Origin of the sequence: Bacteroides fragilis (assembly GCF_019583405.1) — a bacterium.
Classification (GTDB): domain Bacteria; phylum Bacteroidota; class Bacteroidia; order Bacteroidales; family Bacteroidaceae; genus Bacteroides; species Bacteroides fragilis_B.
The window spans coordinates 1-1043 of sequence record NZ_SZUU01000039.1 but is presented as its reverse complement, the minus strand read 5'-3'; the positions used below and the strand labels follow the sequence as shown (position 1 = coordinate 1043).

Genomic DNA, 1043 nt, shown 5'->3' with positions numbered 1-1043 from the left:
TGTCTATATTATCCGCATTATTAGTAATTATATTTCCTACTGTCAGCTTGTCGAAGTGTACTGTTATTGTCCGGGCACTTGCGAAGGGAACCATGCGTATAGTGGTAGTCAGGTTGGTGTTTGGATTGAATGAAGCTGTGTTGCTGGTATTAACAGCCACTGCCGAACTTCCAATCACCCACGAGGTTAAATTACCTCCCTTCTTTACGCATACTCCTGTACACCCGCTGATGGTATTACTTGTGAAGCCTGTTACACTAATGCTTATTGTAAGTTTGCATAGTTTCTGTTTGAATGTTACCGGAAGATTATAATTAAGACTATTCACATTGGCTATGTCTCCTGAATCATAAGTCATAAAGTCATTATTCATGTCTGGAATGTCTATCTTGGTGCTATTATAGGTATATGATGCAGGGATACTTCCCAATGCCGCAGTTGTATTGAAGGAGTAGCCGATTACCCGGATCGTTCCTGACCGTGTGAGTAGTTTACCCTGCTTCAGTACAGGCGAGGAAGTACCATTTGATGTATAGTCTGCGGCTGATTGGAACACGTAATTGCTCCCTGATTTCCGGAAAACGATCAGACGAAAGTAAACACCTGTAGATAGATTGTTTGCACGGGTAGTTAGGGTGGAAAGGGTATCTTCCGTCAGTTCCATGGATGCGATTCTGGGACCACTATATTCCGGAGATTCTTTTGTACGGGTATGGCTTAGAGTTTTTACTCCTGCCCATTCGGCAATCAGAGGAGCATTATGACGGGGGGACATAGTATTGTCCGGAGAGTAAGCATTGTACTCACCATTTTCAGCCATACTGATGTTAATAGGTATTACAATGTCGGAATCGTTATCTTTTTCCGGAAGAAATGGATACTTTTCTTCTTGGGTGCATCCACTGACCCAGAGGCTGGATGCTGTCATTACCGCGATCCATAAGAGGGGAGTTCGCATAATAAAGAGTTTGTTCATTCTAAATTTGTTTAGTGAATAATCAGATCAAAAATCTCTCACCCGGCTTATACATGTGTGTATAAGC

Annotated in this window: 1 pseudogene; it reads right to left on the bottom strand. The window is 42.3% G+C overall.

Going from position 1 to position 1043, the window contains the following annotated elements:
* Positions 1-976: pseudogene (locus tag FDF36_RS21020) on the bottom strand (hypothetical protein); the annotation flags it as partial.
* Between the last annotated feature and the right edge of the window lie 67 nt (positions 977-1043).